Source organism: Alteromonas sp. BZK5 (genome assembly GCF_014349115.1).
Lineage (GTDB): Bacteria > Pseudomonadota > Gammaproteobacteria > Enterobacterales > Alteromonadaceae > Alteromonas > Alteromonas macleodii.
Window position 1 is genome coordinate 106,891 of record NZ_JACSOE010000004.1, and the last position, 8,469, is coordinate 115,359.

4 protein-coding genes and 2 pseudogenes are annotated in these 8,469 nt (G+C 41.7%); all 6 read left to right on the forward strand.

The window, feature by feature from the left end; all coding sequences use genetic code 11:
- Positions 1-192 precede the first annotated feature (192 nt).
- Positions 193-1,104: pseudogene (locus BIZ39_RS02480) on the forward strand (YifB family Mg chelatase-like AAA ATPase); the annotation flags it as partial.
- A gap of 150 nt (positions 1,105-1,254) precedes the next feature.
- Positions 1,255-3,597, forward strand: a complete 2,343-nt coding sequence (locus BIZ39_RS02485; protein ID WP_187446256.1) for a hypothetical protein — start codon at positions 1,255-1,257, stop codon at positions 3,595-3,597.
- Positions 3,591-6,002: an integrase gene (locus BIZ39_RS02490; RefSeq protein ID WP_187446257.1), complete on the forward strand. Its 2,412-nt coding sequence runs from the start codon at positions 3,591-3,593 to the stop codon at positions 6,000-6,002. Before BIZ39_RS02485 ends, BIZ39_RS02490 begins: the two co-directional genes overlap by 7 nt.
- Before the next feature lie 11 nt (positions 6,003-6,013).
- Entirely contained in the window at positions 6,014-6,544 is a 531-nt protein-coding gene (locus BIZ39_RS02495; RefSeq protein WP_187446258.1) for a hypothetical protein, read from the forward strand.
- Positions 6,541-7,911, forward strand: coding sequence for a tyrosine-type recombinase/integrase (locus tag BIZ39_RS02500; RefSeq protein ID WP_222936428.1), 1,371 nt, complete (start codon positions 6,541-6,543; stop codon positions 7,909-7,911). Before BIZ39_RS02495 ends, BIZ39_RS02500 begins: the two co-directional genes overlap by 4 nt.
- A 127-nt stretch (positions 7,912-8,038) precedes the next feature.
- Positions 8,039-8,368: pseudogene (locus BIZ39_RS02505) on the forward strand (helix-turn-helix domain-containing protein); the annotation flags it as partial.
- Positions 8,369-8,469: the final 101 nt, after the last annotated feature.

Sequence of the window (8,469 nt, forward strand, 5' to 3'; positions counted from 1 at the left end):
CTGAGCAGGATCATTACATGCCAAGCGTTTTATGCACTCTCAGTAGATCCCATCGTTAGTACAGTTACATCTTATCCCGACTCTCTCTAAAGTTTACGCCGACTGCGTAGGCTTACATTTTTACCGCGCTGACACGTTTGCGTTTCAAAACCACGAATCATAAGTATTCAGCGAAAGGAGGTTGTTTAGATTATGGGAATGGCTGTTGTTAAAACCTTTGCAGGGCAGGGCGTGGCAGCGCCAGAGGTAAGTGTAGAGATTCACCTAGCTAATGGTTTACCTGCTTTTCAACTGGTCGGTATGGCAGAAACCAGCGTTAAAGAAGCGCGAGAGCGGGTACGCAGCGCCCTCATTAACAGTGGTTTTGAGTTTCCCGCAAAACGAATAACCGTTAATTTAGCGCCGGCAGATATTCCCAAGTTTGGCGGGCGGTTCGACCTTCCCATCGCCGTAGGCATTTTAGCTGCGTCGGGCTACATCTCAGACATTAGCCTGCTCAACATTGCCTTTGTGGGCGAGCTTGCATTAAACGGCGAAATAAAACCAGTAAACGGGCTAATTCCTGTGGTAATGGCAGCTGCACACGAAGACATTGCGCTCGTATACCCGGGTGATAATGACGTAGAGGCTGCATTGGTTTCTCACGCAACACGCTATCCTGCTTTCGATTTACAGTCTGTTTATGAACACCTTGCCGGCAACAAAAAACTTGCTAAAGGCCAACCGTTTACCTCGCGAGCACTTAACAGCCCCCTTTCAGGGTGGGATGACATTATCGGCCAAGAGCAAGCCAAACGAGCGCTTGTTATCGCAGCAAGTGGAGCACACAATTTACTTATGGTGGGCCCTCCTGGCACAGGTAAAAGCCTGCTCGCCAGCCGAATGCTATCGCTATTACCCGATATGAGCGAGGAAGAAGCGTTGGAAGTGGCTGCCATTCACTCTGTGAAAGGCGAAAAACTGCATGCAGAGCGTTTTCTAACTCGCCACCTCCGCTCGCCCCATCATACTAGCTCTGCGGTGGCGCTTACTGGCGGTGGCTCAAACCCTGTACCGGGTGAAATATCGCTGGCTCATAATGGTATTTTGTTTCTAGACGAACTTGTACTAATCCTAACAATGATAATTTATCAACAATGGAGCAATGCTATATACAATGGTGACTTGGCTCTTCCCAACACCACCAAGCAACATTGACAACTATCACTATGATAACTAAGGTAGTTATTGGTTGTCAGTGTACGAGGCTTGGTTGTGAATATTAAATCATTAAATAAACTTTCTTTACTAAAAACTGCACTGTCAGCGGAATACTCTAACTACATAACCCTTGCTGCTGAATCCTCAATCCACCCCGAAAAAATACAGTCCGTATTAAATTTTTATGCAGCCTACTGCTACCTAGTTGGACAAGGCAACTACAGTGCACTGGAAATACTAAATGATTCAAATTCACTTAATGCACACTTCCAGTCGCTCATTGGCTTTGTTTATAGCAGGAATTATATCACTATCTCGAACAAACGAGGTTTAGGTCATCAACTCAAAACCCTTTTTCGTTACATTGCGCAAGATAAGCATTTAATCCTCACTGAAGTAAAGCTTTCGCACAATAAAATCACAGTAAATGTTTCGAACTGTCTAGCCCAATTCCGAAAGCTTAATATAGATAAAACAAAAGCTGACTACCTTAATGGTTGGCAGGTGGTATCAAAAGAAGGCAAAGAATATGAGGTTCATATTGATACGCTTTATGTTAATTTTGGCGAAGCGTTTACAAACAAGGTTCATCTTGCTCTAAAAAATTATGCTAATACACAAAAATCATCATCTCTGATTCAGGCATTACAAGGGCTCAGAAAACTTTTTGTGGGTATCTCCACTGTTTATAACGAAAAAGATAGCCTACCAATAGAAACCCTTCTAAGTCGTAATCATGTGCAGTTATTCTTCCACAAGGTGTTTAAAGCACTATTTGTGCGCTCCCAAGCCGCTCAGCACTGCCCAAAGAGTTTTCATACTCAATGGCGAGTTGCCATTAACTATTACACCGAATGCTTTATCAACCCAGGTGTTTTTGCTGAGCCTCACAAACCATTCATCGCTCCAAGCTGGAAAGACCCAAAAGATGCAGCGCCCACCTTTTCAATTAGCGGCAATACTACGCCGTCAGAAAACCTTAGATGGTTTGCTAACATCCCACTTAAAATTAAAGATGAGGAGGCAGTTTCAATTATTCAGCAACGTGTAGAAAGAGACATGGCGCATATCAAGCATGTGTGTCTCTTGAAATTTGAGGAGCTTTTAGGGCGAGAGGATAGAAATAAAACTTTTCAGAGTGCAGGCTTAGTTAAACCATTGAGCGGTACGAGAGGTTATACACAATATATAAACTTTGTCGGTGCAGATAAGCTAGACAATACAGTAGCAACCTTTTATGCGCATGGCATCGCTGCAATAGACACTTCCTATTTAAATTTTTTGGGGTTTAGTGGTAATGCTAACCAACTCATCACAGAGTTAAACTTACCAACCAAATCAACACTGAATGTTCTTTTGACGCTTCTTGTGATGGAACACCCTCTAATAACGCCTAGTTGGTTGGCAAAATGGGACTTATTTGATGTAAATGGCAATATGGTGGGCTATAAGCAAGTTGGTAATCAACACATTGCTGTCAGTTACAAATCACGCAAAGGAGCGACCAATGCACAGCAAGAAGTGGTGCTCAATGAATTTTCTAAATCTATAGTTGAATTCCTGATACAGCATACTCGCATGAGCCGTGAGCACCTGAAGCAGAAAGGGGATGTGAATTGGCGAAGGATGATTTTGACTGCAACCTGTATCAATGTGAGACACCCAGATAGTCTCAATACTACTCTTCACTCAGCAAATGATTTTTATGATTGGCTTCAGGATAAATCACTCTTTGATATGAACAGCGATATCACCTTGAAAGACGCCAAAGCCATTTCTGAAATTCATACATTACGTTCAATCAGACGGCACAGAGGCTTTCAAATTTACTTGGAAACACGTTCAATGGATGCCGTTAGCGAGGCGCTTGGACATGAAAAGAAAGATGTAAATTTACTGACCTCTTACCTTCCTAAACCACTCATGGACTTCTTTAATGCACGTTGGATACGTCAGTTTCAGAACGCTATTTTACTCGAAGCCATGAAAGATTCAGTGCATCGACTTGATGCTGTGAACATGAGCGCTCAAGACATTGAAGAGTTCTTGAATAACCACGGCATAAGCAACATACCAGAGTATTTCGAACATGGTTTTGTTCAGCAGACGACTAATGATAATGAAGTTTCTGAGTCATTAGCATTTGATCAATTGACATACACGATTTCGACATCTCTTTTGCAGTTATTAATGGCGATACGTCTTGTTGTTGAGAGCAGTGGTGATCGGGAATCTTTTTTAGATATTGTGACTCACTGGTATCAGTCAGCAGTGTTTGTCTTGGATACCCTTAATTCAGACAAGCACAGTGCGGATGACGATTTGATGGAAATGCTTGATATTGCGACTAATAACAAGCTTGATGCTGATTTAGTTAAAGGAGCGCTGCTATGTTAAGTGTTGCTATCGACAATTCCTCTATTGCTAATCTCATTGAAAGCATCGTGCTAGACCACTCAATTTTGAATGGTCTGAGTGCCGATACTCTTGAGGAAATTATCAATTTCTCAGTAATAAATGATGACTATCGAGCTTTAGATGTCATCACTAATATCCATACAGGCATCTACGGTTACGATGACAGACAGCCCGAATGGTTAGAGTCCAGTTTTCCCGCAAACAAATGGGTACTAACATTTGGTAAAGCCCCAAAAACGATACATTGGGATACGGTTTACTTGGATGATGGTAAGAAACTCACCGACACAAAACATCAAAAATTATTAAACAGTTTCAAATACTGGATCACAGCGGCAGATAACCCACTTGAAAACGGTGGGAAGATTATTAGTCCAATAACGGCTTATCACAAAGTTATCAGAGTTATCGCCCTCATCAATGCTATCTTGCTGCACTCGAAGGGGCTAAAGCTGGCAAAATACCACCTTCTGAATGTGAATGATGACTTCTGGTTGAACATCTTGGCGAAATACGCCGAGCACGGAAATTTTCAAGGTGTGTATGAAATTGACAAGCGTACTCAGGCATTACTTGATAACGCTTCTCAGAGTGTTTCTGATACAGACGCACAAACGTTTAAAGAGGAGTTCCCCTACGTTACACGAGACATTGCGCAAGATGATTGTTTCTTATTATTGGCGGAGAGAGAAAAGTCGTGCGCTTGGCTCTTTGAGCAAGGCTATTATCACATTGGAGAGCGCATAAAATACACTGGCACAAGTGCTATGCTAGGTGAGTTGTTATTTAAAGGTAAGATGCTTTATCACGACCTTAACCTCCCCAACTACACAGAACTTCATCTCAAAGCACCAAAGCGAAACTCAGAGTATCGTGCGGTTGAGAATAATGACTCCTCAACAGGCACGAGTCAACAGAATATCTCGAAATACATTGAAGCAATTCGATTGATTTATACCAACCTTGAACATGTAGATGCTGCAAGTCCTTCAATATTGTCCGAGCGTGTCAGCTCTAGTCATATTAGTCAGTTAGTTAGCTTAAAAAAAGTAGGGCGTACTCGCACTTTACCGCCTAAGTTCGTGTTTAATTTAATCCGTCAGTGCTATGAGTTTACCAAAGAGCATCTACCTACAGAGGAAGGTGCTGTTACTTTACTGAATGAAACATTAACGCTGCTGACTAATGCAACAAGCAAATCTACTTTGAAAAACTCCAACAGTAATCGTCCACACCCAGATAGTCCCAAGTGGGATGAGGAACTTCATCGAGATATGTCTAGCTCTGAGCGCGGGTATTGGCTTCAGACGGATGCAATCAATTGCCTGAGTAGTGAATACCTTAAAAAAGGGATAAAGCAGGTTCAAGGCTTTGCTGATAGCATTGAAAATCGACACGAAAGGATTCGAGCTAATGAGAGCCTGTTTGATTTGTTCTCTGTGCTGCAAGGTGCAATACAAGTTTTGGTGGGTGCAATCATGGCTCGAAGACAAGATGAATTAATCAAGTTGAAGCCACATGGAAACCTATCACCTAATGTAAGCCCCTTTTCTGAAGAAGGTGCAAAAACAGAGTACAACCTGATATTTAAGGTAAAAAAAACTGGCTCAAAAGGGGTAAACGCCACAATAGAAAGACCAATTCCCTTATCTATCGCAAGGTTCATCTGGCAACTGGAGCAATTTAACATCAAAGCAAGTGAGTTAAATCTATCTAAAGGAGAATTGTCTCTGTTTAACAATTTAAACTCAAGTCGTATTCAGGTAAGTCAAGTTAATTCCAAGGTTTATAATGCGCACCTTGATGCTGTGTGTGATTACTTAGAAACGGACTTGGTAGAATACGACAACGGTGAGTACCGACGTAATTATGTTCGTCAACACCAATTGAGACGTTTCTTTGCTATGGTATTTTTCTGGTCTAAGGGTTTTGATGGCATGGATTCACTGCGCTGGATGCTCGGACATTCAGACATGGAACACCTATATCACTATATCTCTGAATCGGAAACTGGTTCGGTACTAAACGGGGCTAAAGCGAGTGTGATTGTTCGTGGTGTGGTTGATTCTACCTCTGAGCTTGCGAAGCTCGAAGGGATAGAAGAGGTTCGTAAAATCATTGCGGAACGTCTGACAGGTAATAACTCAACACCAATCACGATAGAATCTGTGAGTGAAGCGGCAGAAGATTACGATGATGAGTCTTATCTAACCATCCCTCATATAAGCCAACTTCAAAAAGAGCAGAGCATTGAAACAGAGGTTATTCAGCTTTTAGAAGAAGGTCGAGTCACGCTTGAGCCAGAGTTCTTTACCATCGAAGATGATGATGGGAATACAACGCAAACCTTTAATCTCATTTTAAAAATCAAAGACCTTGATTGAGGATTATGCTAATGAAAGTTTTAGAGAAAAACCAAACCAAGGTACTTGAAACAGAGAAGCTTTTAAGGGAAATCATCACCACCCCTGATGAATTTAAAGATGATGAAGTGCTTATGAAGGCCCTGAAATCACAATCGGGTATCGCTAAATATCAGGATCATGAGCGTAATATCACATCATGCTCATTAAACACAGTCAAAAGCATCTCAGAAGCACTTCTGGAAAGAGGCTTCTTATCCTTAGATGAACTTCGTATTAACGCAAAATTGGCGATAGAGGCTGCACATCTCGATGAAAAAGCTTCAAAAGGCAACAAGCAAACCTCAGCGGGTTTAAAACACAAAGTAGCCGCTCTCGAATCAGAGCTAAATGCAGCACAGCGCAGCAATGCTTTACTCACCGTTATGGTCTCAGAGCTGCGCTCTAGACTAAAGCAACTTGCGAACCATGAAGGAACAACAGAAGAGCGACAGGAGCTTTATCGGGAGCACAATCGGAAAATTGAAGCACAGATGAATTTCACTTTGAATGGAGAGGTATGATGGCGGTTCGAAAGCTTAAAGATTTTGAGCAATGGAGTCACCTTGGGTTTGATGGCAAGCTTGTCTTTCGTAAACCACTGGATATTCCTTTCGTCACCTACAGTAATCATACTCCTTGCTATGAAGCTAATGCTTACATCCATAGTTTGATGGCGAGAAACTTAAAAAGTGCCACTATTCGAGGGTATGCCCACGATATCATCCACTTGGTTCACTTTATTGAAAAACAGCCACTATTGAGTCAATTCAACCAGCTTACCGACGCAACATTCACCCTTTTCGTTCAGTCTCTACAGGCAGAGAGAACACCGCTTGGCGAACTAAAACGCAAGAATAACTCAGTTATAAAGATTGCACATACCTGCCTAGATTTTTTGCAGTTTATCCAACACTTTCATGATTTGAGTTCTTTTATTGGCAAGGATAAAGGCAATTCAATTCAGATACTTGAAAAACATTACAAGCGCAAACAGGAAGGCTATAGAGGGTTCATTGAAGGCACTAAAATTACGCACACTGCTATACCGACAAAAGATGAGATCAAGAAGCGTCACCCAGTTTCTTCTGATAATGCATTGCGTGTGTGGGAGCACATAAAGACCCAGCAAAACAAAGATAAACGCAGAAGAGACATGGCGCTATATACTGCAATGGAGCAGTTAGGTGGTCGAGTGACCGAGCTTCATTTGATTAAAATGTCCGATTACGAGGAAGCTAGACGCACAAGTTCGCTTACTCTTACCAATTTGAAACGCAAAGACGATAACACCACTCGAAAAATACCTGTCTCACACCTTTTATTATCAGTGATTGCGGATTACATCAAAGTTCGCAAAAAAGTCATGAGAAAGAAAAAAGTCCAGCATGATTACCTATTTATCGGCTTAAAAACAGGTCTACGTCTATCTGCCGATTCATGGACAACGTATATGAACTCATGGAAAAAAGAGCTTGGTATCGAGGGAGAATTGCACCCACACTTGTGGAGACACGCATTCATAACAGATAAGCTTAAAGAGCTTATTCTTGTCACTAAAGAAGTAAATGATAAGGACGACTTCCGAAAGCATCTACTTCATACAGAAACGTTTAAAATGCAGTTACAGCAATGGTCTGGTCACACAAACCTTAGCTCTTTGGATACTTATATTGACCTTGCATTTGCAGATATCCACGGCTACACAGAGGTTTATAATGCAGTATCCCTAAAGTCGAGTGTTGACTTGGCAAAACGTCAGATTGAGTTGTTAGAAGAACAAATAGCAAAGAAGGAGTTAACACCTACCGCAGCGCTCGGTGAAATGAAGAAACTATTGGGTGCTTTTCAAGCTAATATAGATAAAAGCATTTTATCTTCGTCACAGTAAAAGCTCATCATCAAGCGTTCATGTAACTCGTTTTTGGACAAAAACAATTCAGAGCCGAAGGTCGGCTCTGTGCCTTGAGTTCAATTGGTGAGTGCAACGCTATCCTTATTAAAGGAGGAATGTTGCCATGAAACAAAGAAAACGTATCTATTACTCACCAGAACAGAAAGCACTTATTTGGGACAGATATAAGCGAGGTGATTCGCTGCATGATATCGCTAGAATGTTTGATCGCTTTCACTCTTCTATTATGCCAACTATTTATCAAACTGGTGGGTATCGGCCACCAGAACGAAAAAGACATCCACAGTCTCTCTCGCTTGATGAAAGAGAAGAAATATCAAGATGCTTAGTCGGTAAACAATCCATTCGAGAAATTGCCAGACGTTTGTCCAGAGCACCATCTACAATTAGCCGTGAAGTAAAAAGAAATGGTGGGTTAAAGCACTACCGAGCCGTATGCGTATTTCGGTGAATCCGATCGGTCGTTTCGGTTTTATCCGATCACTTTTTCATCTTCTTTTTCGTCCCTGCCAGTTTTACCTTAAGTGATCGGAT

Excerpts from the sequence above, each read along its gene's own strand:
- BIZ39_RS02490 (WP_187446257.1), top strand. The coding sequence starts at position 3,591 with ATGTTAAGTGTTGCTATCGACAATTCCTCTATTGCTAATCTCATTGAA.
- BIZ39_RS02495 (WP_187446258.1), top strand. The coding sequence starts at position 6,014 with ATGAAAGTTTTAGAGAAAAACCAAACCAAGGTACTTGAAACAGAGAAG.
- BIZ39_RS02500 (WP_222936428.1), top strand. The coding sequence starts at position 6,541 with ATGATGGCGGTTCGAAAGCTTAAAGATTTTGAGCAATGGAGTCACCTT.